This is a genomic window from Nocardia sp. NPDC056564, assembly GCF_042793755.1.
In the GTDB taxonomy this organism is placed as follows: Bacteria; Actinomycetota; Actinomycetes; order Mycobacteriales; family Mycobacteriaceae; genus Nocardia.
Window position 1 is genome coordinate 71,123 of sequence record NZ_JBHTUR010000012.1, and the last position, 21,514, is coordinate 92,636.

At 69.1% G+C, this 21,514-nt stretch carries 20 protein-coding genes; 8 read left to right on the forward strand and 12 right to left on the reverse strand.

Annotation, left to right across the window (positions count from 1 at the left end; translation table 11 throughout):
* Positions 1-7 precede the first annotated feature (7 nt).
* Complete coding sequence (locus ACFQ9K_RS27265) at positions 8-1,606, forward strand: carboxylesterase/lipase family protein (protein ID WP_378723186.1); 1,599 nt, start codon at positions 8-10, stop codon at positions 1,604-1,606.
* On the opposite strand, the gene ACFQ9K_RS27270 is transcribed toward ACFQ9K_RS27265, so the two are convergent.
* The 3 genes from ACFQ9K_RS27270 to ACFQ9K_RS27280 all read right to left on the reverse strand — a co-directional run bounded on the left by ACFQ9K_RS27270 (position 1,603) and on the right by ACFQ9K_RS27280 (position 5,315).
* A complete protein-coding gene (locus ACFQ9K_RS27270; RefSeq protein ID WP_378723195.1) occupies positions 1,603-2,913 on the reverse strand; it encodes a cytochrome P450 in 1,311 nt (436 codons plus the stop codon). The genes ACFQ9K_RS27265 and ACFQ9K_RS27270 overlap by 4 nt on opposite strands.
* A 251-nt stretch (positions 2,914-3,164) precedes the next feature.
* Complete coding sequence (locus ACFQ9K_RS27275; RefSeq protein WP_378723185.1) at positions 3,165-3,887, reverse strand: TIGR03089 family protein; 723 nt, start codon at positions 3,885-3,887, stop codon at positions 3,165-3,167.
* A gap of 3 nt (positions 3,888-3,890) precedes the next feature.
* A complete protein-coding gene (locus ACFQ9K_RS27280; protein ID WP_378723183.1) occupies positions 3,891-5,315 on the reverse strand; it encodes an LCP family protein in 1,425 nt (474 codons plus the stop codon).
* A 293-nt stretch (positions 5,316-5,608) separates the two neighbouring features.
* On the opposite strand from ACFQ9K_RS27280, the gene rfbD reads away from it, so the two are divergent.
* The 4 genes from rfbD (at position 5,609) to ACFQ9K_RS27300 (ending at position 9,071) form a co-directional block, all read left to right on the forward strand.
* On the forward strand, positions 5,609-6,475 hold the full coding sequence (gene rfbD / locus ACFQ9K_RS27285) for a dTDP-4-dehydrorhamnose reductase (protein ID WP_378723182.1): 867 nt from the start codon (positions 5,609-5,611) through the stop codon (positions 6,473-6,475).
* A gap of 11 nt (positions 6,476-6,486) precedes the next feature.
* A complete protein-coding gene (locus ACFQ9K_RS27290) occupies positions 6,487-7,416 on the forward strand; it encodes a glycosyltransferase family 2 protein (RefSeq protein ID WP_378723181.1) in 930 nt (309 codons plus the stop codon).
* Between the two features lie 109 nt (positions 7,417-7,525).
* Positions 7,526-8,605, forward strand: a complete 1,080-nt coding sequence (locus ACFQ9K_RS27295; protein ID WP_378723180.1) for a sugar phosphate nucleotidyltransferase — start codon at positions 7,526-7,528, stop codon at positions 8,603-8,605.
* Between the two features lie 124 nt (positions 8,606-8,729).
* The gene (locus ACFQ9K_RS27300; RefSeq protein WP_378723179.1) at positions 8,730-9,071 is read left to right on the forward strand and encodes a hypothetical protein; all 342 of its coding nucleotides are present in this window, start codon (positions 8,730-8,732) and stop codon (positions 9,069-9,071) included.
* 57 nt (positions 9,072-9,128) lie between these two features.
* Here the strand turns inward: ACFQ9K_RS27300 and ACFQ9K_RS27305 are convergent, their stop codons facing one another.
* Entirely contained in the window at positions 9,129-9,827 is a 699-nt protein-coding gene (locus ACFQ9K_RS27305; RefSeq protein ID WP_150402427.1) for a response regulator, read from the reverse strand.
* The gene (locus ACFQ9K_RS27310; RefSeq protein ID WP_378726934.1) at positions 9,824-11,422 is read right to left on the reverse strand and encodes an ATP-binding protein; all 1,599 of its coding nucleotides are present in this window, start codon (positions 11,420-11,422) and stop codon (positions 9,824-9,826) included. Before ACFQ9K_RS27310 ends, ACFQ9K_RS27305 begins: the two co-directional genes overlap by 4 nt.
* 125 nt (positions 11,423-11,547) lie before the next feature.
* On the opposite strand from ACFQ9K_RS27310, the gene ACFQ9K_RS27315 reads away from it, so the two are divergent.
* Positions 11,548-12,915, forward strand: a complete 1,368-nt coding sequence (locus ACFQ9K_RS27315) for a cation:dicarboxylate symporter family transporter (protein WP_378726936.1) — start codon at positions 11,548-11,550, stop codon at positions 12,913-12,915.
* Positions 12,916-13,037: 122 nt separating this feature from the next.
* Here ACFQ9K_RS27315 and ACFQ9K_RS27320 read toward each other — a convergent pair whose 3' ends face one another.
* Both ACFQ9K_RS27320 and ACFQ9K_RS27325 read right to left on the reverse strand, forming a co-directional pair.
* Positions 13,038-13,253, reverse strand: a complete 216-nt coding sequence (locus tag ACFQ9K_RS27320) for a DUF4287 domain-containing protein (RefSeq protein ID WP_378726938.1) — start codon at positions 13,251-13,253, stop codon at positions 13,038-13,040.
* A gap of 167 nt (positions 13,254-13,420) precedes the next feature.
* Positions 13,421-13,846, reverse strand: coding sequence for a DUF4267 domain-containing protein (locus ACFQ9K_RS27325; RefSeq protein ID WP_378722766.1), 426 nt, complete (start codon positions 13,844-13,846; stop codon positions 13,421-13,423).
* Positions 13,847-13,953: 107 nt separating this feature from the next.
* Here ACFQ9K_RS27325 and ACFQ9K_RS27330 point away from each other — a divergent pair, with 107 nt between their 5' ends.
* Together ACFQ9K_RS27330 and ACFQ9K_RS27335 are read left to right on the forward strand one after the other, a co-directional pair.
* Complete coding sequence (locus ACFQ9K_RS27330) at positions 13,954-14,544, forward strand: TetR/AcrR family transcriptional regulator (protein WP_378722764.1); 591 nt, start codon at positions 13,954-13,956, stop codon at positions 14,542-14,544.
* Positions 14,545-14,608: 64 nt separating this feature from the next.
* Entirely contained in the window at positions 14,609-16,063 is a 1,455-nt protein-coding gene (locus ACFQ9K_RS27335; protein WP_378722763.1) for a phytoene desaturase family protein, read from the forward strand.
* On the opposite strand, the gene ACFQ9K_RS27340 is transcribed toward ACFQ9K_RS27335, so the two are convergent.
* The 5 genes from ACFQ9K_RS27340 to ACFQ9K_RS27360 form a co-directional block, all read right to left on the reverse strand.
* Positions 16,060-16,986, reverse strand: coding sequence for a cation diffusion facilitator family transporter (locus tag ACFQ9K_RS27340; RefSeq protein WP_378722762.1), 927 nt, complete (start codon positions 16,984-16,986; stop codon positions 16,060-16,062). The two genes, ACFQ9K_RS27335 and ACFQ9K_RS27340, sit on opposite strands and share 4 nt — an antisense overlap.
* Positions 16,987-17,098: 112 nt before the next feature.
* Positions 17,099-18,316, reverse strand: coding sequence for a mannose-6-phosphate isomerase, class I (manA, locus tag ACFQ9K_RS27345; RefSeq protein ID WP_378722761.1), 1,218 nt, complete (start codon positions 18,314-18,316; stop codon positions 17,099-17,101).
* On the reverse strand, positions 18,316-19,518 hold the full coding sequence (locus tag ACFQ9K_RS27350; RefSeq protein ID WP_378722760.1) for a tobH protein: 1,203 nt from the start codon (positions 19,516-19,518) through the stop codon (positions 18,316-18,318). The genes manA and ACFQ9K_RS27350 overlap by 1 nt, the downstream gene beginning before the upstream one ends.
* Before the next feature lie 118 nt (positions 19,519-19,636).
* Positions 19,637-21,013: a phosphomannomutase/phosphoglucomutase gene (locus tag ACFQ9K_RS27355; protein WP_378722758.1), complete on the reverse strand. Its 1,377-nt coding sequence runs from the start codon at positions 21,011-21,013 to the stop codon at positions 19,637-19,639.
* Between the two features lie 52 nt (positions 21,014-21,065).
* Complete coding sequence (locus ACFQ9K_RS27360; protein WP_150402868.1) at positions 21,066-21,446, reverse strand: DUF3499 domain-containing protein; 381 nt, start codon at positions 21,444-21,446, stop codon at positions 21,066-21,068.
* Positions 21,447-21,514 lie beyond the last annotated feature (68 nt).

Sequence of the window (21,514 nt, forward strand, 5' to 3'; positions counted from 1 at the left end):
TCCAGCCATGAGCACTCAGCTCCAGACCGAACCCGGTTGGGACGTGGGCGGCCCCGCGCCGATAGCCACCACTACCTCGGGCGATGTACGCGGGCGCTGGGATGGCCCGGTGGCAGTGTGGCGCAGCATTCCCTATGCGGCGTCGCCGAGCGGGGGAAATCGCTTCCTGCCGCCGTTGCCCGCGCCCGAGTGGACCGGAACCAGGGATTGCGCCGTCTTCGGCGACATCGCCCCGCAGACCATGGGCAACATGGTTCCCGTCGACTCCGATCTGCGGATGGGCGAAGACTGCCTGTGGGTGAACGTCTGGTCGCCCCGGCGCGACGTCGGCGATCTGGTGCACACCTTCGAAAGCGGTGAACCGCGCCCGGTCATGGTCTGGTTGCACGGCGGCGCGTACTGCCTCGGCACCGCCGCACAGGGCATCTACGACGGCCGCAAGCTGGCCGAGACCGGTGACGTCGTGGTGGTCACGGTGAACTATCGCCTGGGCGCGTTCGGTTTCCTCGATCTGTCCTCGCTGCCCGGGCCGTTCACCCCGAATCTCGGGCTGCACGACCAGATCGCCGCGCTGGAATGGGTGCGCGACAATATCGCCGCGTTCGGCGGCGACCCCGGCAATGTCACCCTGTTTGGCGAATCCTCCGGCGCCGGTTGCGTGACCGCGCTGATGACCTCGCCGCGCGCGGCCGGGCTGTTCCACCAGGCCATCGCGCAGAGCCCGCCGACCACCACGGTGTTCGGTCAGGAGCGGGCCGCCGCGGTCGCCCGCCGCTTCCTCGAGCTGCTGGAGCTGTCGCCGGAACGGGCCGTCGAACTGCTGGACTGGCCGATCGAGAAGATCGTCGAGGTCGCGGGCATCCTGCTGGATGAGATCCCGTTGAAGGAGCCGGGCCGGCTGGCGGCCGCGCCGGTGGTGGACGGCGACCTGCTGCCGACCTATCCGATCGAGCGGTTCCAGCACGGGCGCTCGCACCGGGTGCCGCTGATGATCGGCGCGAACAAGGACGAGGCGTCGCTGTTCCGGGTGTTCCGCTCGCCGATCATGCCGGTGACGCCGGACGCGGTGAACGCGATGCTCAACGATGTGGCCGCCAGTCACCCGGAGCTGTCGCACGAGCGGATCGCCGAAATCACCTCCGCCTACCCGGATCTGGACAAGACCCGCGGCGCGCTGGCCATGTCCGGCGACGCCGCGTTCCGGATGCCCGCGCACTGGGTGGCCGACGCGCACGCGCAGCACTCGCCGACCTGGATGTATCGCTTCGACCACGCGACGCCGATGCTGCGGGCAGCCAGGGTCGGGGCCGGGCACGCCACCGAGTTGCCCTACGTGTTCGGCAATTTCGGCTCGTTCAACCACGATCCGACGTTCTGGCTCGGCGGGCGCAAGGTGGCGATGGAGGTGTCGGGCCGAATGATGCGGCGCTGGTTGGCTTTTGCCACCCACGGCGTGCCCGCCGCGCTGGACGGCTCGAAACATTGGCCGCCGTACCGTCCGTCGACCCGCACCACCCTGCTGATCGACACCGTCGACCGGGTCGTCGACGATCCCGACGCCGACCTGCACACCGCCTGGGGTGAGCAGGCCGTCGGCTTCAGCTAGACGGTCGTCGGTTCGGGAGCGAGCGCACGGCGGCCGAGCTGGACCGGCAGCCGTTCGTATCCGTGCAGCGTGAACAGCTGCCGACGCTCCGGTGTGCCGTCGAGTTGCAGGTCGGGGAAGCGGTCGAACAGCGACTGCAACGCGTAGACGCCCTCCATCCTGGCCAGGCTGGCGCCGAGGCAGACGTGGATGCCGTTGCTGAAGGACAGGTGCTCCTTGGCGTTCGCGCGTCCGACATCGAAGCGGTCCGGCTCGGCGAACACCGCGGGGTCGCGGTTGGCGCCGGCCAGCGACAGCACCACGGTGTCGCCCGCGCGCAGCTCGACACCGTCGATTTCCAGGTCGCACAGCACGCTTCGCGCGGTCGTCTGCACCGGCGAGTCGAACCGCAGGATCTCCTCGATGGCGTTGGGCCACAGCTCGGGTTCGGCGCGCAGCCGCGCGAGCTGTTCGGGGTGGTCGATCAGCTGCACCACGCCGTTGCCGATCAGGTTCACCGTGGTCTCGAAGCCCGCGCCCATCAGCAGGCTCGCGGAGGCCTTGAGCTCGAACATGTTCAGCTCGCCCGCGCTGACCAGGGCGCTGAAGATGTCGTCGCCGGGGGTGCGGCGCAGGCGCGCGATGTGCTGGTCGAAGTAGTCGTTCATCACCTCCATGGCTTTCAGCGCGCGGCGGTGGGCGCGCCAGGAGATGCCGACGTCGAGCAGCGGGGTCACCTGGTCGCCCCAGTTCAGGAATCGCTGCTTCTCCGCGTCCGGGAAGCCGAGCATCTCGGAGATGATCGCGATCGGGACCTGCGCGGCGAAGGCGCTGATCAGATCGGCCGAGCCGCCGGACGGCAGCGCGTCCAGGAGTTCGGCGGTCACCGTTTCGACCCGGTCGCGCAGCCTGCCGATGGCGCGCGGGGTGAACGCGGCGGCGACCGGCTTGCGCATCCGGGTGTGCTGCGGCGGGTCGATCACCAGCATCGACGGCGGCTCCACCGGGTTCGGCGGCAGCGGGAAATACTTCTTGATCAGCTGCCGGACCGCCTCGGGGACCGCGAAGCCGTCGGTGCTGTGCACACCGAATCGGTTGTCGCGCAAGATGGATCGGCACAGCTCGTGGTCGAAGGTGGCCCAGGCGATGGGGGTGCGGATCAGCCTGCCCTCGCCGCGTAGCCGTTCGATGAGTGGATAGGGATCGGCGAGTCCGGTGGGCCCGCCCATCAGTTCGGCGAACGGCTCACCGCGCCGCGCCTGCAGGCGCAGCACGAGCCGGGGCACGCCTTGAACGGACAACCAGCGGAACCAATACTGCGGCATCATCATTCACCAACTCCGTCGTTGTGCGATATTGCAACCGTACGGAACCCGGCCAAAATGTGGAACGTCCTCTAGTCGGACTTCCGCCTATACCGTGGTAGGAGACCCCCACCCGAACCTGCGAACAACGCACCCCTAAGCCGTCAAAGCTACTGCGCGCCGACCCGACGGCGGACGAGATTGCCGCACACGCCTCGATTTCCCGCAGACCGAATCGCCGGCGAACGGGTCTGCGGGAAATCGGCAGGTGTGCGTCAGGCGCGCTGCGCGGTGACGCGCTCGGTTTCGATGCGGCGTTCGCGCTGGGCCGGGTCGGGGTTGACCACCTGGATCAGGGAGGCGCCGGCGGCGAGGATCGAGACGAAGCCGTCGATCAGTTCGGCGGGGGTGTCCCACGGGGTGCTCGACAGCACCCGGTCGGTCTCGGAAAACCCTTGCCGCATGGCGGATTTCTTCGCCTCGGCGAACACCTCCGCGACCGGCATGCCGTCCAGCGCCGCGCCCGCGCCGCCGGGCAGGAACTGATCGCCGTGCACACGCACGGAGGTGGCGAAGTCGGTCACGCCGATCGGCAGGTCACGCACGGGCGCGCCCATCGCGTCCAGGGACAGGGCCGCGACCTCGGCGATGCCGTCGGCGTCGTCGATCCGGTCGGGGGTCACCAGGGCCAGCTCGGCGTCCTCGTCGGGGCGCAACACCACCTCGGTGCCCGCCCACCAGCAGCCGAGCAGCACCGCGGCGGTCTGCCAGTGCGCGGGCAGCAGCACCGCGATCCGGGCGCCGGGGCTGAGGCCGAACTCGTCGCGGATCAGGTTGGCGGTCTTGGCCGCCCAGTTGGCCAGGGTCAGCCCGGACAGCTCGATCCGGGCGCCGGTGGCGTCGTCGTAGTAGGTGATGCGTGGATTCGCCGGCTCGCGCGCGAGAATCGGATCGAGCACCTGCTCGGTCAGGGTGAGCGCCTGGTCGAATTCACGCATGGTCTAGTTCACGCATTTCGGTCCGTTCTGGCCAGCGTCGATCGGTGGGGCGGGCGGGACTGGTGTCGCGGTCGCACTCGACGTTCCGGAGAAGTCGAACATCCCCCCGGCCGACGAGCCCGGACCAGAATAGTCGCTCGCCAGCACCACGCTCACCGAATCCGGCGACAGCGTCGTATCCGCCAGTACCGGCAGTCCGCCGAGCGCCTTGGCCACCGCCTTGGCTTTGGCGTCGGCGGCGTTCGCCGCGAGCACCCGGCTGCCGGTGACGCTGCCGCCGGTGTAATTGCCGACCACGCCCTCGCGGAAACCCTTACCGCTCAACGCCTGTGCGACCTGACCGGCCAGCCCGCCGACCCCGCTGGCGTTGTACACGCTGACGGTCACCGTGGCCGGATCCAGGGCCGGTTCGTCCGATTCGGCGGGCTTCCCGCCGACCAGCGAGCCGACGTAGTCCTTCACCGACTTGGGATCGACCCGCACCACCGATTCGCCGCTGGTGGTCATGTAGTTCAGGTCGGTGACCGGGATGGTCTCGAACTTCACCTGGCCGCCCGAAAGGTCTTGCAGCTGTTGCAGAAACGCGAGCACGTCCCAGTCGTCGTCGAGCACCACCGTGCGCCCGACCGCGTCGCTGAGCTGCTTCATCCGCCCGGGGTTGCCGAGCGTTTTCGCATTGAGCACCTGCCCGACCAACTGGGCCATGAACACCTGCTGGCGCACGATGCGATCGAGATCACCGCGCGGCAGATTGTGTCGCTGGCGCACGAAGCTCAGGGCGGACGGGCCGTCGAGGCGCTGGCGGCCTGCCGGGAAGTCGGCGCCGGACATCCATTCGTCCACCGCGTTGTTCAGGCACACCTCGACCCCGCCCACCGCGTCGGTGAGCAGTACGAAGCCGAGCAGGCTCACCTCGGCGTAGTGGTCGACGCTGATGCCGGTCAGGTTGGCGACCGACTTGATCAGCGCCTGCCGACCCGCCTTGGTGGACTGCTTGTCCGCGTCGGCCTCCGGCACACCCTGGTTGATCAGCTTCAGCCGCTGGGTCTCCTTGGTCGCGCCGTACGCGGAGTTGATCTTGCCTTTGCCCAGGTCGGGAATGTCGACGTAGGAGTCGCGGGGGATGGAGATCGCGGTGGCGGACCGGCCGTCGTTCGGCACCCGGATCAGCACGATGGTGTCGGTGTTGGTGCCGACCTCGTCGCCCGCGTGCAGCAGCGCGCGTTCCCGGTCGGAGAGCGGGTTACCGTGCGCGTCGGTGCGGCTGTCGACGCCGACCAGCAGGATGTCCACCGCGCCGTCGCGGCCGCCGCCGAGACCGAGGCCGCCGATGCGTTCGATATTGGAGATCAGGCTGTCGACGCTGTGCCAGGCGAAGCCGGTGATGACGAGTACCACGACGGCGAGGAGCGCGGCGAATCCGCGCACCGGACCCCCTGCTGGTAACGGTGATTCAGCGCGACGCGGCCGGGTCACCCGGAACCTCCTGCACCGCAGCTACTTTGTGTCCTCTCGACAACTCGACATCCTTTCGACAAGCTCGGGGCCTCTTTCGACAGCACGGTCTGGAGTGACCACCCCACCTTTCTCATATCCCCGCACCGATTCGGCAAACCCCGCGCAGCGGCGGGCGCCGGGCGAGAGCCACTGACTGAAGGCTAACGAATCGCGGCCCGGCCACCCGCAAACAGCAGGTGTGGCGGCGTGCCAGACTCGACCCTGTGACAGCTTCGACAACGTCGGCCGCCCACCCCGCGCGCCTCCTCGTGACCGGCGCGGGCGGGCAGCTCGGGCAGGAATTGCTCCGCCTCGCACCGCAGGCCCGCGGCGTCGGCCGCCGCGAGCTCGATATCACCGACGCGGACGCGGTGGCCGCCGCGATCGAACCGGGTGCGGTGGTGATCAACTGCGCCGCCTTCACCGCGGTCGATCTGGCCGAGTCCGAGGTGGCGGCGGCGTTCGCCGGCAACGAGACCGGGCCCGCCGTGCTGGCCGAGGCGTGTGCGCGGGTGGGGGCGAGGCTTATTCATCTGTCCACCGACTATGTGTTCGCCGGCGTGCACGATCGTCCGTACGAGACCGGCGATCCGACCGGGCCGGTCAGCGTCTACGGGCAGTCCAAGCTGGCCGGCGAGCAGGCCGTGCTGAAGCTCGCGCCGCAGTCGCACGTGGTGCGCACCGCGTGGGTATATGCCGGGCGCGGAAGCGATTTCGTCGCCACCATGCTGCGGCTGGAACGGGAACGCGACACCGTGAACGTGGTCGACGATCAGCTCGGCGCCCCCACCTATGCCGCGGATCTCGCGGCCGCCCTGCTCGAACTCGCGGGTCGTCCGGATGCTCCGCGACTGCTGCACGCGACCAACGCCGGACAGGCCACCTGGTTCGAACTGGCGCGCGCGGTATTCGAGGGGGTCGGCGCCGACCCGGAGCGGGTGCGGCCGTGTGACTCGTCCGCGTTTCCGAGACCCGCACGGCGACCGGCATATTCGGTGTTGTCGCACCGTGCCTGGGATGACGCCGGGCTGACTCCGCTGCGTCGATGGCAGGTGGCACTGGGGGACGCGCTGGTGAGATTGTCCGACTAGGCTGTGCGGTCGTGAGTGAGCGCAGCGAGCGAACCATAGCCTCCGATTCCGTCCATACCGGACTGGCCGTCGTCACGGTGACCTATTCACCGGGCGAGCACCTCGAGCATTTCATCACCACGCTGGCCGACGCCACCACCGAGAAACCGCAGGTGATTCTCGCCGATAACGGGTCGACCGACGGGGTGCCGGAGCTGATCGCCGAGGCCAATTCGCACGTGCGGCTGCTGCGCACCGGCGGCAATATCGGCTACGGCGGCGCGATCAACCGGGCGGTCGCCGAGATCGACCCGGACATCGAGTTCGTGGTGATCGCCAACCCGGACATCCGCTGGGGCACCGATTCCATCGATCAGCTGCTGGCCGCCGCGCGGCGCTGGCCGCGGGCGGGGGCGCTCGGCCCGCTGGTGCTGGAACCGGACGGCAGCGTCTACCCTTCGGCCCGCCGGGTGCCCGGACTGCTCGACGGCGCCGGTCACGCGATCCTCGGCACGGTGTGGAAGACGAACCCCTGGACCCGCCGCTACCGCCAGGAGAACGAGCAGATCTCCGAGCGCGTGGTCGGCTGGCTGTCCGGTTCCTGCCTGCTGGTGCGGCGCGCGGCGTTCGACTCGATCGACGGCTTCGATTCGCGCTACTTCATGTATATGGAGGACGTCGACTTCGGCGACCGGATGGGCAAGGCGGGCTGGCACAACGTGTTCGTGCCGTCGTCGGAGGTCACCCACGCCAAGGGCCACGCGGCCGGCCGGCACCCCGAGGTGATGCTGCCCGCGCACCACGCGAGCGCCTACCGATTCCAGGCCGACCGGCATCCGCACTGGTGGCAGCTGCCGTTGCGGCTGGCGCTGCGGGCCGGACTTGCGGTGCGCTCCCGGATTGCGGTTCGATCTGCGCTGCGCCAACAGGCGCAAGAAGCGGGCCATTCGGCGCGCGGCTGAGCGACAATGGGCGACGGGCCGCAGTTCGGGCCCGGTGTGTACCGGCGCAGGCCGCGTGCCGTTCGGCGCGCGAGCGACAATTCGATCCACTGTGAACAGGGGACCTTGAATGGCAGGAAATGCAGGCACCGACGCCGTGATCCTGGTGGGTGGGCAGGGCACACGACTGCGTCCGCTGACCCTTTCGGCACCCAAGCCGATGCTGCCGACGGCCGGGCTGCCGTTCCTCACGCACCTGCTGGCCCGCATCGCCGACGCCGGGATCACGCACGTCGTGCTGGGCACCTCGTTCAAGGCGGAGGTGTTCGAGGAACACTTCGGTGACGGTTCCGAGCTCGGCCTGGAACTGGAGTACGTGACCGAGACCGAGCCGCTCGGCACCGGCGGCGGCATCCGCAATGTGCTGCCCAAGCTGCGCGCCGACACCGTGATGGTGTTCAACGGCGACGTGCTCGGCGGCACCGACCTCGGCGCGATCCTCGATACCCACGAGTCGACGAACGCCGACGTGACCCTGCACCTGGTCCGGGTGAGCGATCCGCGCGCCTTCGGCTGCGTGCCGACCGACGAGAACGGCCGGGTCACCGCGTTCCTGGAGAAGACGCAGGATCCGCCGACCGATCAGATCAACGCGGGCTGCTACGTCTTCCGGCGCGAGTACATCGAGAAGATCCCGTCCGGGCGGCCGGTCTCGGTGGAGCGCGAGGTGTTCCCGACGCTGCTCGCCGAGGGCGCCCGGGTGCAGGGGCATGTCGATTCGTCGTACTGGCGGGACATGGGCACACCCGAGGACTTCGTGCGCGGGTCCGCCGACCTGGTGCGCGGCATCGCGCCGTCGCCCGCGCTGCCCGGGCAGCGCGGCGAATCGCTGGTGCATCCCGGTGCGGGCGTCGCGCCCGGTGCGCTGCTGATCGGCGGGACGGTGATCGGTCGCGGCGCCGAGGTCGGCGCGGGCGCGCGGCTGGACGGCGCGGTGATCTTCGACGGCGCGATCATCGAGGCCGGTGCCACCGTCGAGCGCTCGATCGTCGGTTTCGGCGCGCGGATCGGGCCGCGGGCGCTGGTGCGCGACGGCGTCATCGGTGACGGTGCGCAGGTCGGTGCGCGCTGCGAACTACTACGCGGCGCACGCGTCTGGCCCGGGGTAGAGATCCCGGATGGCGGAATCAGGTTCTCCACCGACGTCTGACGGTCGGAAACAGTGTCGGCGTAGCGGTCCTTCTGGCAGGGTGCAGCGCAGGGTCCCTGGCTCTGTCGCGGGATCGCTACGTGTGCTCACTGTTGCCAACTGGACATGGTCGAGGAGAACCTTTATGCGGAAGTCTTTCCCGCGTGTACTGATCGCGGCGGTATTCGCCGGTGCGGTCGGCATCGGTGCGGTCGGTTTCGCGCCGAGCGCCGTCGCCGCGCCGTCGATCTACGAACCGAGCATCACCCCGTGCAGCCATCTGTTCAAGGGGCCGTTCGAATTCAATCGTCCGGACGCGAGCACCTACTGGAGTCCGTTCGGAACCGGTGACATCGTCTGCTACGACGCGGGTTTGGGCGTCAGCTACTACCAGCGTGACCCATCGGGGCAGTGGCATGCCATGAATCAATTGATTCCCGGCAACTACTTCATCAACATCTTCGGCTACGGCCACCTGCCCGCCTGACCCGATCGAACGTCTTCGCGCAGGCCCGTTTTCGAGTGGCCTGCGCGAAGACGTAGGTCACGCTTTGGTTTTCCAGACGTAGCGGGTCTTTGGGCGGCCCGCGCGACCGTAATCCGAACGGCGGGTGACCAATCCGTCGTCGGCCAGCTTCTCCAGGTAGCGCCAGGCGGTGATCCGGGAGACGCCGATGGTGGTCGCGGTGTCCGCGGCCGTGATTCCTTCCGGTGCGGCGCGGACGGTGCGGGAGATCTCGTCGAGGGTTTGCGGCGCAACGCCCTTCGGGGTGGTGGCGCGCTGGTCGGGGGTGCGCAGCGCGCTGAGCGCGCGGTCGATGTCGTGCTGGGAGACCGCGGTCTCGCCCGCGGGCAGGGCGGTGCGGAACTCGCGATAGCGGTCGAGCTTGTCCCGGAACGCGGCGAAGGTGAACGGCTTCAAGAGATAGAGGACAACGCCGTGCGAGACGGCGGTGCGCACCATGGCGAGGTCGCGGGCCGAGGTGATGGCGATGACGTCCGGCCGCGGAGCGAGTCCGGTCAGGGCCGCGGCGACGTCGAGGCCACTGGCATCGGGCAGCCCGATATCCATGAGCACCAGGTCGATCGGCGTGTTCTCGGCCGCGGCGTCGGCGGCCGCGCGCATCGCCTCGCGACCGGTGTGCGCCACGCCGACGGGCGTGAAGCCCTCGATGCGGTCCACATAGGCGCGGTGTGCCTCGGCGATGAGCGGTTCGTCCTCGACGATCAGCACTCGGATCACTGTGCGTCCTTTCGCGGAATCGTCACGGTTACCGCGCTTTCCGGATCTAGTTCGGTACGAATGGTCCCCCCGTGCCGGGCCACCAGGCGGTGGACCAGTGCCAGGCCGAGCCCGTGATGGTCGGCCTTGGTCGAATAACCGCGCTGCGAAGCCCGCGCGAATGTCTCCTCGGACATCCCGGGCCCGCTGTCCGCGACGCGCACGTACAGCGCCGAATGGTGGTCCGGCGAAACAGCTTCGGCGGCCTCGCCGGTCACCTGATCCGCGTGCCGCACGGTCACCTCCACCCAGCCGGACGGGCTCTCGGCGGCGGCGTCGATGGCATTGTCGATGAGGTTGCCGACCAGCGTGACCGTCTCCTGCGGGGACAGCGGCTCGATGGAGTCGAGCGCGGTCTCCTCGGTGATGGTCAACTCGATGCTGCGCTCGGCCGCCTGATTCACCTTGCCGAGCAGCAGCGCGGCCAGCGCGGGCGAGCCGACCGCGTCCAGCAGCCTATCGATAAGTGCCTGGGAGAGTTGGAGTTCGGAGGTGGCGAAGTCCACCGCCGCTTGGTAGCGGCCCAATTCGACCATGGTGACCACGGTGTGCAGCCGGTTGGCCGATTCGTGCGCCTGCGCGTGCAGCGACTCGGCGAAACTGCGCACCGAGTCGAGTTCGCCCATCACCGCGCGCAATTCGGTGTGGTCGCGGATGGTCATGACGGTGCCGATGGGCCGTCCTTCCCAGGTGACGATGTCCTGATTGATCAGCAGGATCCGGTCGCCGGTCACGTGCATCTCGTCGCGGACCACGCCCCAGCTCATCTGCTGTATGGAGGTAGGCAGGTCGCCGCGGCGCACCTCGCCCTCGGGCAGTTCGAGCAGCCTGCGCGCCTCGTCGTTGACCACCTCGGCGCGCTCGCCGGCCATGTTGAACACCACGAGTCCCTCGTGGATCGAGTGCAGCACCGCGTCGTGCTGTTCGTACATGGCGCGCAACTCGTCCGGCGCGAGGCCGTGTGTCTGCCTGCGCAGCCGGCGACTCAGCAGGAACGACCCGCTGCCCGAGACCACCAGCCCCGCCGCCGCGACGCCGAGGATCAGCGGCAGTTGGGTCGCGACCTGGTCGCCGATCTTGGCGCGGGTCACCCCGGCCGACACCAGCGCGACCACCCGCCCGCCGTCATAGACCGGCGTCACCGCGCGGATGGACGGGCCGAGCGTGCCGGTGAAGGTCTCGGTGAACGTCTCCCCGGCCAGTGCGCGGTCGATGTTGCCGCTGAACGGCTTGCCGATCATGTCCGGGTTGGTGTGCGTGTAGCGGGTGCGGTCCGGCGCCATGACGACGATGAAGTCCATGCCGGTCGCCTCGCGGATGCGCTCGGTCACCGGCTGCAGCAGGGCGGTGGGATCGGGGGTGTAGACGGCGCTCAGCGTGGAGCGCGCCTCAGCGACGCTCACCGCGACATCTCGCACTTCTCGGGTGGTCGTCACGTCGCTGTGATGGCGCGCGTCGAGCACCGCGAGGACCGCGCCGACAGCGACCATCAGGGTCAACACGATCAGCTGTAGCGCGAAGGCCTGACCGGCCAGGGATAGCCGACCGCGTCTCACTGGCTGCCTTCCTCCGCTGAACGTAATGCACCAAACCGTGACCGGCGTCACCCGGACCGCCATCATTCTGCCTGGAGGGCGTGAGGCACCTCACGTCGGCACCACCTCGGAGGACATCAACTCGCATGAGCGAAGCAACACCCGAAGCACCCGCACGCAAGCGTGACCGCACCCACTGGCTGTATCTGGCGGTGATCGTCGCGGTCATCGCGGGGATTCTGGTGGGCTGGCTCGCACCGGGGTTCGGGGTCTCGGTCGCTCCGCTCGGCACCATCTTCGTCAACCTGATCAAGATGATGATCGCGCCGGTCATCTTCTGCACCATCGTGCTCGGCATCGGATCGATCCGCTCGGCGGCCACCGTGGGCAAGGTCGGCGGGTTGACCATCGCGTACTTCATGGTGATGTCGACGGTCGCGCTGGTGATCGGGCTCGTGGTCGGCAATGTGATCTCGCCCGGCACCGGGTTGAACCTCGGCAAGACCGTCAACGCGGGCAAGGACCTGGCCAAGACGGCGCACAGTGCCGGCGGCACCTGGGACTTCCTGACCAGCATCGTCCCGACGACCATGCTGTCCTCGCTGACCTCGGGCAGCACGTTGCAGGCGCTGTTCATCGCGCTGCTGGTCGGGTTCGCGGTACAGGCCATGGGCAAATCCGGCGAGCCGATCGTGCGTGGCGTCGCGTTGCTGCAGAAGCTCGTGTTCCGCGTGCTGGTGATGATTCTGTGGCTGGCGCCGATCGGTGCGTTCGGCGCGATCGCCAATCTGGTCGGTAAGAGTGGTCTGGACGCCGTGCTGAAACTGGCAACGTTGATGATCGCGTTCTACCTGACTTGCTTGATATTCGTGTTCGGCGTGCTCGGGGTGATGATGTGGCTCGTTGCTCGGGTGTCGGTGCTGAAACTGGTCCGCTACCTGGCCCGCGAATATCTGCTGATCCTCGCGACCTCGTCGTCCGAGTCGGCGTTGCCTCGGTTGATCGCGAAGATGGAGCACATGGGCGTCGAGCGGACGACCGTAGGTGTGGTTGTGCCGACCGGTTATTCGTTCAATCTGGACGGCACTGCAATTTACCTGACAATGGCGTCTTTGTTCATTGCGGACGCGATGGGCAAACCGCTCAACATCGGCGAGCAGATCGGCCTGCTGCTGTTCATGATCGTGGCGTCCAAGGGCGCGGCCGGGGTCACCGGCGCCGGGCTGGCCACGCTGGCCGGCGGCCTGGAGAGCCATCGCCCCGAATTGCTCGACGGCGTCGGCCTGATCGTCGGTATCGACCGCTTCATGTCCGAGGCCCGCGCGCTCACCAATTTCTCCGGCAATGCCGTCGCCACCGTGCTCATCGGCACCTGGACCAAGACCATCGACGCCGACCGCACCCGCGAGGTCCTCGACCGCAAACTCCCCTTCGACGAACAAACCATGGTCGATAACGACCACGGCACGCCCCCGCAGCAGGACCCCGAGACCAAGGACCTGGTCTCGGCCTAACTGCTCGGTGAAACACGAAGGGCCCGCAGGATCTGCGGGCCCTTCGCCATGTCCAGGGTCAGGACTGCAGGTCGAACGCGGACATGGGCAGTCGACCGATCCTCAGACTGTGGCAGTCGGGGTCAGGATGCCCACTTTTCCGGGTTGAGGTGGTGTTGGGTGAGGGCGGTGGCGTGGCCGTGGCCGAGGCCGTGTTCGGTTTTGAGCCATTCGACCAGAGGCTTGTGGGAGGTCAGACCGGACTCGTGCATCGCGGTTTTCCAGTCATCGATGGTGCGGCCGTATTTGGCTTCGATGGCGGGGAAGTAGGACGCGGGGCCGTGCGGCTTGGTCGGCATGGTGGTCTCCTGTGCTTTGTTATGCGTTCAGGGATATCGACGGCGGTGCGCCGGGGAATTCATCGCGGTGTGTCGTGGGTCACGGAAAGGCCTTCTGTGCGAACGGGTCTGGGCACGGAAACGTCCGGTACCGGCGGGATGCCGGTACCGGACGGGGGATTCGGGGGTCAGGCGGGGACGGCGACGGGTTGCGGGGTGGTCTTGGCCGAGAGCCGGTGTTCGCGCAGGAGGAGGGCGCCGGTGAGGAAAACGAGGGCGGCGGTGAGGCCGTGGATGCCGAAGGCGGCGGCGGTGGAGCCGCTCCAGCTGAGCACGGTGAGCATGTCGCCGACCGGGACCAGGGCGATGACCAGGGTGGCGATGCCGAGCGCGTAGCGCTGCTTCGCGGCGAGCAGGACCAGGATCAGCACGCCGAAGACGGTGTCGCGCACACCCTTCAGGTTCATGAACGCGGCGGCCTCGCCGTCCGGCCAGGCGGGCAGGCCGAAGCCGGGCGCGATGGTGCCGGGAGCGAACAGGTAGCTGATGCCGATGTAGAGGATGAAGGCCGCGCCGGCGAGGGACAGGGCGGTGGCGATGCGCGAGGTGGTCATGGTGCTGCTCCTTGATGCGGTGATGCCTTGATTTCTAGCGTTGCTAGGTTCACGAGCAACCATAACGGAGCTTCGATAGGTTGTCTAGCACTGCTAGTATTTGGGTCATGAGCCCCCAGACCCGCAAGGAGCGCGAACGCGCCGAACGGCATCAGCAGATCATCGATACCGCGCGTGAACTGGCGGAGGCGCAGGGCTGGGAGGCGGTCACCGTGCGCAAGCTGGCCGAGCGCATCGAGTACAGCCAGCCGGTGCTGTACAGCCACTTCGAGGGCAAGTCGGCCATCGTGACGGCGGTGGCCCTGCAGGGCATCACCGACTTGACCACCGTGCTGCGGCGGGCCCACGCCGCGGCGACCGGTCCGGCCGACGCCCTGTACCGCGTGACCCAGGCATACCTGGATTTCGCCGCCGCGAACCCGGCCCGCTACGAGGCGATGTTCATGATGAACGTCGACCTCGTCTTCGGCCTGGACGCGCCGCAGCCGCTGATCGACGCCTTCGCCGAACTCGAGGCCCTGTTCCGCCCGTTCGTCGACGAGGCGGACCTCGGGGCCCGCACCGAGGTGGCCTGGAGCGCGATGCACGGCCTGGCGACCCTCGACCGCGGCGGCCGGCTCCGGCCGGAGCTGCGCGAACGGCGCCTGGAAATCCTGGTCGCGGAATGGCTGGCCGCGGTCGGCGCGGATTCCGCGTAGCGCGGCCGCTGTGATCGGACGCGCATTTCGGTTGCGGCCGAAGCCGGATCGGTAGCGTGGGGACATGCCTGATGTTGTGGTCGTCGGTTCCGGGCCGAATGGTCTCGCCGCCGCGGTGATTCTGGCGAAGGCCGGACTGTCGGTGGAGGTGTACGAGGCCGAGTTCGCCGCGGGCGGCGGATCGCGCACGGCCGAACTGACGCTGCCCGGATTTCAGCACGACGTGTGTGCCGGCGCGCATCCGATGGCGTTGGCGTCCCCGTTCTTTCGCGCGTTCGACCTGGCGGCGCACGGCGTCGAACTGCTCACGCCGGAGGCCTCCTACGCGCATCCGATGGACGGCGGTGCGGCAGGGGTGGCCTGGCACGATCTGGAGCGGACGGCCGCCGGACTCGGTCGCGACGGCGACGCGTGGCGCTCGCTGTTCGGACCGCTGGTGCCGCACTGGGAGGCGGTCGTCGACCTCGCGATGTCGGATCTGCGCCGCCCGCCCAAGGACCTGCTGACCGCGGCGCGGTTCGGGCTGCGGACCCTGGAGCAGGGATCGCCGTTGTGGAACACCAGGTTTCGGGACGATATCGCGCCCGCGTTGCTGACCGGTGTGGCCACGCACGCGATCACCCCGCCGCGACGCATCCCCGCCGCGGGTGCCGGCCTGCTGCTCGCCACGTTGGCGCACGCGGGCGGCTGGGTGATCCCCAAGGGCGGCAGCCAGGCCATCCCGAACGCGCTCATCGCCGAACTCGAACGCCTCGGCGGCCGGGTCCACACCGGCCACCGCATCGATTCGCTCGGCCAGTTCGACGACGCCCGCGCGGTCGTGCTCGATCTCGCGCCCGCGGAACTGCTGCGGATCGCGGGCCACCGGCTCCCGGACCGATACGCCGAGCGGCTCCGGAGTTTCCGCTACGGCGGCGCGGCGTGCAAGGTCGACTTCGCGCTGGACGGCCCGGTGCCGTGGCAGGCCGAGGGCCTGGACCGGGCCGGCACCCTGCACCTGATCGGAACCCGTGCCGAGGCGATGACCGCCGAGCGCGCGGTCGCCGCGGGGCGGCACGCGGAACGGCCCTATGTGCTGTCCATCCAGCCCGGCGTCGTCGATTCGACCAGGGCGCCGGAGGGCAAGCACACCTTCTACACCTACGCGCACGTGCCGAACGGCTCCACCCGTGACGTCAGCGAGGCGGTGATCGCCCAGGTCGAACGCTTCGCACCGGGCTTCCGCGACCTCATCCTGGCCAAGCACGTCTACACCGCGGCCGAAATGCCGTCACACAACGCCAATTACATCGGCGGCGACATCTCGGCGGGCGCGATGACCCTGCGCCAGTTCGCGTTCCGCCCGACCGCCCGCTGGAACCCTTACGCCACACCGCTTCCCGGCGTGTACCTGTGCTCGTCGTCCACCCCGCCGGGCCCCGGCGTGCACGGCATGTCCGGCCTGCACGCCGCCCGCCACGTGCTGCGCCGGCGCTTCGGCATCGGCGCTGACCCGCTGGACCTGCTTCGACAGTCCTAGCGGTGGACGGATTCGGTGCGATAGAGATCGGGTTCGAGGTACATGACGCGCGCCGCCGGGACCGCGGCCCGGACGCGCGCCTCCGCGTCATCGATGGCGGCGGCGAGCTGAGCCACGTCGAGCCCGGGCACCGCGCCGATCTTGGCGGCCACCAAAAGCTCTTCGGGACCGAGGTATTGGGTCTTCAGATGGATCACCCGGTCGATCCGATCGCCGTCGACCAGGTTCTCCCGGATGAGCCGATCCTCGGCGGGCGTCGCGCCCTCACCGATGAGCAGGCTCTGCATCTCGATGATCAGCACGATGGCGATGACGCCGAGCAGGATGCCGATGGCCAGGGTGCCGACGCCGTCCCACACCGCGTCGCCGGTGAGCATGGTCAGCCCGACGCCGGCGAACGCGAACACCAGGCCGATCAGCGCGCCGGTGTCCTCCAGCAGCACCACCGGCAGTTCCGGGCTGCGCGAGTTGCGGATGAACCGCCACCAGCTCGCGTCGCCCTTGAGCGGCGCGGATTCCCGCATCGCGGTCATGAAGCTGTAGGACTCCAGCGCGATCGCGATGAGCAGGATGACGATCGCCACGATCGGCGAACTCAGCTCCTCGGGATGCTGGATCTTGTGCACGCCCTCGTAGAGCGCGTATCCGGAGCCGAGGGTGAACAGCACCAGCGCCACGATGAACGAGTAGAAGTAGCGATTGCGCGCGTACCCGAACGGGTGCAGCGCGTCCGCCTCCTGCGCGGCGCGGCGCTGACCGAGCAGCAGCAGCGCCTGGTTGCCGGTGTCGGCGACCGAGTGCACCGCCTCGGCGAGCATCGACCCCGAACCGGTGATCAGCGCACCGACGAACTTCGCCACGGCGATCCCCGCGTTCGCCGACAACGCGGCGAGAATCGCCTTCTTGCCACCACCAGCCGACATGCCCTGGACGTCCTCTCTCCGAATTGCCCGATCCTGGCTAACTTAGCGTGTGCCGGTGTGCGGAGTACCCGATGCCCGACCGATCATCGCGCTACGCGACCGCTGGCCGGAATCAGACCTTGCCGACGCAGGCGCAGAACAGCTGAGCCGGACCGTTCAGCGCGCGCGCCTGAATGTCGCTGTCGGCGGCCGAGATCCACGCCGCGGCACCGCGTTCCAAGGTCAGTTCGGACGCGCCGTTACCCAGCCGCACCGATCCCGAGGTGCACAGCACGATGCCCGGACCCGCGGCGGTGAGCGGGACCTGGGCCGAGCCCTCGGTGAGGTCGAAGCGGCGCAGTTCGAATTCCGGTGCGGGGGTGCGGTAGCGGACCGAGCCGTCGCCGGCCGGTTCGGGCAGCACCACGGGCAGGTCGATCGGCTCGAAGTCGAGTACCCGCAGCAGTTCCGGCACGTCGACGTGCTTGGGGGTGAGGCCGCCGCGCAGCACGTTGTCCGAGTTGGCCATGATCTCCACGCCGAGTCCGCGCAGGTAGGCGTGCAGGTTGCCGGCCGCGAGGAACAGGCCCTGGCCCGGTTCCAGGGTCAGCCGGTTCAGCAGCAGCGCGGCGAGCACGCCGGCGTCGCCGGGGTAGGCCTCGGCGAGTTCGAGCGTGGTGCGCGCCTCCGGGGTGAACTCGCGCTTGCCTTTTCCGGACAGGTATCGCACGCAGCCGTCGAGCACCTCGGGCAGCAGCGTGGCGAGCACGTGCTGGGGCAGCGTGATCCAGGTGGTGAACAGGGTGCGCAGGCCGTCGGAATCCGGTTGTGCGGCAAGCAGGTCGGCGAACGACGCGAGCCCGTCCACCTGCAACGCGCGCAGCAGTTCGACGGTGCGGTGCGGGTCGCGGAAGCCGGCCAGCGCCTCGAACCGATCCAGCGCCACCACCAGCTCCGGCTTGTGGTTGTCGTCGCGGTAGTTGCGCATCGGCGAGTCCAGCGGGACCTTGGTGCGGTTTTCCCGTTCGAATCCGGCCCGCGCCTGCGCGGTGCTCGGATGCGCCTGCAGCGACAGCGGCTCCTCGGCGGCCAGGATCTTCAGCAGGAACGGCAGCTTGCCGCCGAATTCCCCGGCGGCCGGGCCCAATTCGCGCTGCGGATCGTCGGCGACGAAATCGAGCAGCGAGCGCGAGTCGCCGTCGATCAGGACGTGCGCGGGATCGGCGGGATGCGCGCCGAACCAGAGTTCGGCCTCCGGGTGGGCGGACGGGACGGGCCTGCCGCACAGCTGAGCGAGCGCGGTGCGCGAGCCCCAGGCATACGAGCGCAGCGCACCAACGAGTTCGTGCACTAGTAGCTTCCCCCGAACTGCCCTTGGCTGTCGGTCGCGGTGCCGCGAGTTCCGATCAGCCGTAGGTAGGCGGCGGCCATTTCCAGCCGCACCGCGAGCACGGCGAGCTGTTCGAGTTCCCCGCCGGAACCGGGAACCGGTTCCTCGGGCCGCGCCGGTGCGGGCACGGACGGGTCGATCAGCCCGGTGTGCAGCAGGTCGAGTTCGGCGTTCACCAGGTCGGCGTCGACCAGGCCGGACCCGGTGCCGCCGAACACGGCGATCCGGCGGCGCACGACCGACTGGTCGGCGTCGGCGCTGAGCACGAACACCCGGATGCGCTCCACCTGCACCGGTCCGTCGAGCTCTTCGTCGTGAAACATCGGATCGAAGCCGGGCGCGGATTCGCCTGCGGCCTCGACCATTCGAGACCTGGCGGCGACCGCCTCGGCGAGATCCACCGCGGTGGCGACCCGTCCGGCCGACTGCAACAGCACCTCGGCGCCGTGCCCGGCCAGCTCGGCCGCGGCGGGGGAATCGCCGGCCAGCACGACGCCGCGCTGATGCATGCGGGAGGCGAGGGTCTTGGCCGGGTTGCGGAAGACCTCGTTGGTCGGGCCCGCGCGCAACGCCTCGGCGTCGAGCAGATCGGCCAGGTCGGTGAGGTCGGGCACGAAGGCGCCGCTGCGGGACGGGTCGATCGCCCGCAGCACGGCGATGCCCGCGGCCAGGAAGCGCAGCAGCCGGTTGTGATCGAGCACCTGGACCCTCGGGGCCAGCACGGCCGCCCGGCCGGCCGCGACGGCGCGCATCGGTCCCTCGATGGGTGCCGCGACGACCACCTCGGCGCCGCGGCGCAGCGCCCGGTCCACCGCGTCGGTCAGGCGCGGATCGCCGGCATCGTCACCGGCGACCAGGACGACGTCGAGCGGGCCGACCCAGGGCGGCAACGCGGAGACGGGCACGACCGGCAGGCCTGCCCGATCGCCGAGCGCGGCGACCAGCAGGCTCGCGGCGCGCGCGGCGCGGCCGGAGCCGGAGACGAGTACGAGGCTGCGCGGCCGCAGTCCGTCCAGGCGCGCGAGCGCGTCCTCACCGACGGCCGCCGCGGTGGCACGGACCTGAGCGCCGCCGGAGGCGGCCGAGCGCAGGGCGCCGCCGGTATCGGCCGCCTCCAGCGAAGCGGCGTCATCGAGGTCGAGAACCGGTGTTCCAGCGATCATCGGGCGTCCCACCTCCCCTCATCGCGCTGAGTCGTTTCCGCCCTCGCTCGCTCCCGGGTCAGCTGCCACGCCGGGCCCGAGTCGGGCGAATCCAAGGCCTGTGATTCCACTATTCCAGTCAGGAGCGGACGATGCTCAGAATCTCTGTTACGAGTGCGTCTACTTCTTCCGGCGATCTGGCTTCGACGTTCAGCCTGAGCAGCGGTTCGGTATTCGACGCGCGCAGATTGAACCAGGCGTCGTCGGCCAGCTGGACGGTCACGCCGTCCAGCCTATCCACCGAGATCGTCCGATCCCCGAATGCCTCCACCACAGCCATCGTCCGCTCCTTCGCGTCCGGCACTGTGGAATTGATCTCTCCGGAGGCCGCATATGTTTCGTAGGCCGCCATCAGCTCCGACACCGGCCGGTCCTGCTCGCCGAGCGCGGCCAGTACGTGCAGCGCCGCGAGCATGCCGGAGTCGGCGCCCCAGAAATCGCGGAAGTAGTAGTGCGCGGAGTGCTCGCCGCCGAACACCGCGCCGGTCGAGGCCATCTGCTGCTTGATGAACGAATGACCGACCCGGGTGCGCACCGGGGTACCGCCGAGCGCGGTGACCAGCTCGGGCACCGCGTGCGAGGTGATCAGGTTGTGGATGATGACCGCGCCCGGTTCCTTGACCAGTTCCCGCTCGGCGACCAGCGCGGTGATGGTGGACGGGGACACCGGGTCGCCCTTCTCGTCCACCACGAAGCAGCGGTCGGCGTCGCCGTCGAACGCGAGGCCGATGTCGGCGCCGGACTTGACCACCAGATCCTGCAGATCGACCAGGTTCTTCGGGTCGAGCGGGTTGGCCTCGTGGTTCGGGAACGAGCCGTCCAGCTCGAAGTACAGCGGCACGATGGTCACCTGCGGCAGCGCGTCGAACACGGCGGGCACGGTGTGCCCGCCCATGCCGTTGCCCGCGTCCACCGCGATGGTCAGCGGGCGGACCCCGCCGATGTCGACCAGGTCGCGCAGGAACGCCGCGTAGTCGGCGAGCAGGTCGACGCTGGTCGCGGTGCCGGGCGGCCCGTCGTAACCGGGGACGCCCTCGGCGACCTCGCTCTTGATCGTCGCCAAGCCCGTGTCCTGGCCTACCGGAATGGCTTTGGCGCGGCACATCTTGATGCCGTTGTAGCGGGCCGGGTTGTGGCTCGCGGTGAACATGGCGCCGGGGCAGTTCAGGCTGCCGGAGGCGAAGTACAGCTGATCGGTGGACGCCAGCCCGATGTGCACCACGTCGAGGCCCTGGGCGAGCACGCCGTCGGCGAACGCGGCGGACAGCTCGGGGGAGGACTCGCGCATGTCGTGTCCGATGACCGCCCGCGTCGCGCCCTCGGCGCGCATCAGCCGGGCGAACGAGGCGCCGATGTCCCTGACGAATTCGGCGTCGAGTTGTTCACCGACCACCCCGCGAACGTCGTAGGCCTTGATCACCGCGTTGACGAATTCGGCAGAGCGGGCGACTGTCATGCCCACCACCCTAATGGTTGCGCGGCAACGGTTTGACCCGGTCCCGGGTTCGTCAGGAAGGCGGGTCGGGGAGTACGCGCAGATGTCCCCGGCGCCCGGTGCGGGTGGTGCGCTGCGGCGGCGGCGCGTAGTCGCGGTAGCCGCGCTGATCCTGTTCCGGCGGGCGGCGGCGCAGGCCGGCCTCGCGGACCGCCTCGGCGAGCGCGGTCAGATCGTCGTCATCCGGTGTGCTGGAGGAGAATCCACCCTCGTGGCGGACCATCTCCCAGCCCTTCGGGGCGGTGATGCGCGAGCCGTGCGTTTCACAGAGATCCCAGGAGTGCGGTTCGGCGACGGTCGCGAGCGGTCCGACCACGGCGGTCGAGTCCGAGTACACATAGGTGAGCGTCGCGACGGCCGGATTCTTGCAACCTGGTCGGCAACAACGACGCATGGGGATCACGCCGATGAGAGTAACCCTCCTGGCGTGCCGATGTGGATAGACACGCTCAGGATTCGGGC

What these genes read in the sequence shown, in the direction of transcription:
- ACFQ9K_RS27265 (WP_378723186.1), top strand. Translation starts at nt 8, where the DNA reads ATGAGCACTCAGCTCCAGACCGAACCCGGTTGGGACGTGGGCGGCCCC.
- ACFQ9K_RS27270 (WP_378723195.1), bottom strand. Translation starts at nt 2,913, where the DNA reads ATGATGCCGCAGTATTGGTTCCGCTGGTTGTCCGTTCAAGGCGTGCCC.
- ACFQ9K_RS27275 (WP_378723185.1), bottom strand. Translation starts at nt 3,887, where the DNA reads ATGCGTGAATTCGACCAGGCGCTCACCCTGACCGAGCAGGTGCTCGAT.
- ACFQ9K_RS27295 (WP_378723180.1), top strand. Translation starts at nt 7,526, where the DNA reads ATGGCAGGAAATGCAGGCACCGACGCCGTGATCCTGGTGGGTGGGCAG.
- ACFQ9K_RS27300 (WP_378723179.1), top strand. Translation starts at nt 8,730, where the DNA reads ATGCGGAAGTCTTTCCCGCGTGTACTGATCGCGGCGGTATTCGCCGGT.
- ACFQ9K_RS27315 (WP_378726936.1), top strand. Translation starts at nt 11,548, where the DNA reads ATGAGCGAAGCAACACCCGAAGCACCCGCACGCAAGCGTGACCGCACC.
- ACFQ9K_RS27320 (WP_378726938.1), bottom strand. Translation starts at nt 13,253, where the DNA reads ATGCCGACCAAGCCGCACGGCCCCGCGTCCTACTTCCCCGCCATCGAA.
- ACFQ9K_RS27325 (WP_378722766.1), bottom strand. Translation starts at nt 13,846, where the DNA reads ATGACCACCTCGCGCATCGCCACCGCCCTGTCCCTCGCCGGCGCGGCC.
- ACFQ9K_RS27330 (WP_378722764.1), top strand. Translation starts at nt 13,954, where the DNA reads ATGAGCCCCCAGACCCGCAAGGAGCGCGAACGCGCCGAACGGCATCAG.
- ACFQ9K_RS27335 (WP_378722763.1), top strand. Translation starts at nt 14,609, where the DNA reads ATGCCTGATGTTGTGGTCGTCGGTTCCGGGCCGAATGGTCTCGCCGCC.
- ACFQ9K_RS27340 (WP_378722762.1), bottom strand. Translation starts at nt 16,986, where the DNA reads ATGTCGGCTGGTGGTGGCAAGAAGGCGATTCTCGCCGCGTTGTCGGCG.
- ACFQ9K_RS27350 (WP_378722760.1), bottom strand. Translation starts at nt 19,518, where the DNA reads ATGATCGCTGGAACACCGGTTCTCGACCTCGATGACGCCGCTTCGCTG.
- ACFQ9K_RS27355 (WP_378722758.1), bottom strand. Translation starts at nt 21,013, where the DNA reads ATGACAGTCGCCCGCTCTGCCGAATTCGTCAACGCGGTGATCAAGGCC.
- ACFQ9K_RS27360 (WP_150402868.1), bottom strand. Translation starts at nt 21,446, where the DNA reads ATGCGTCGTTGTTGCCGACCAGGTTGCAAGAATCCGGCCGTCGCGACG.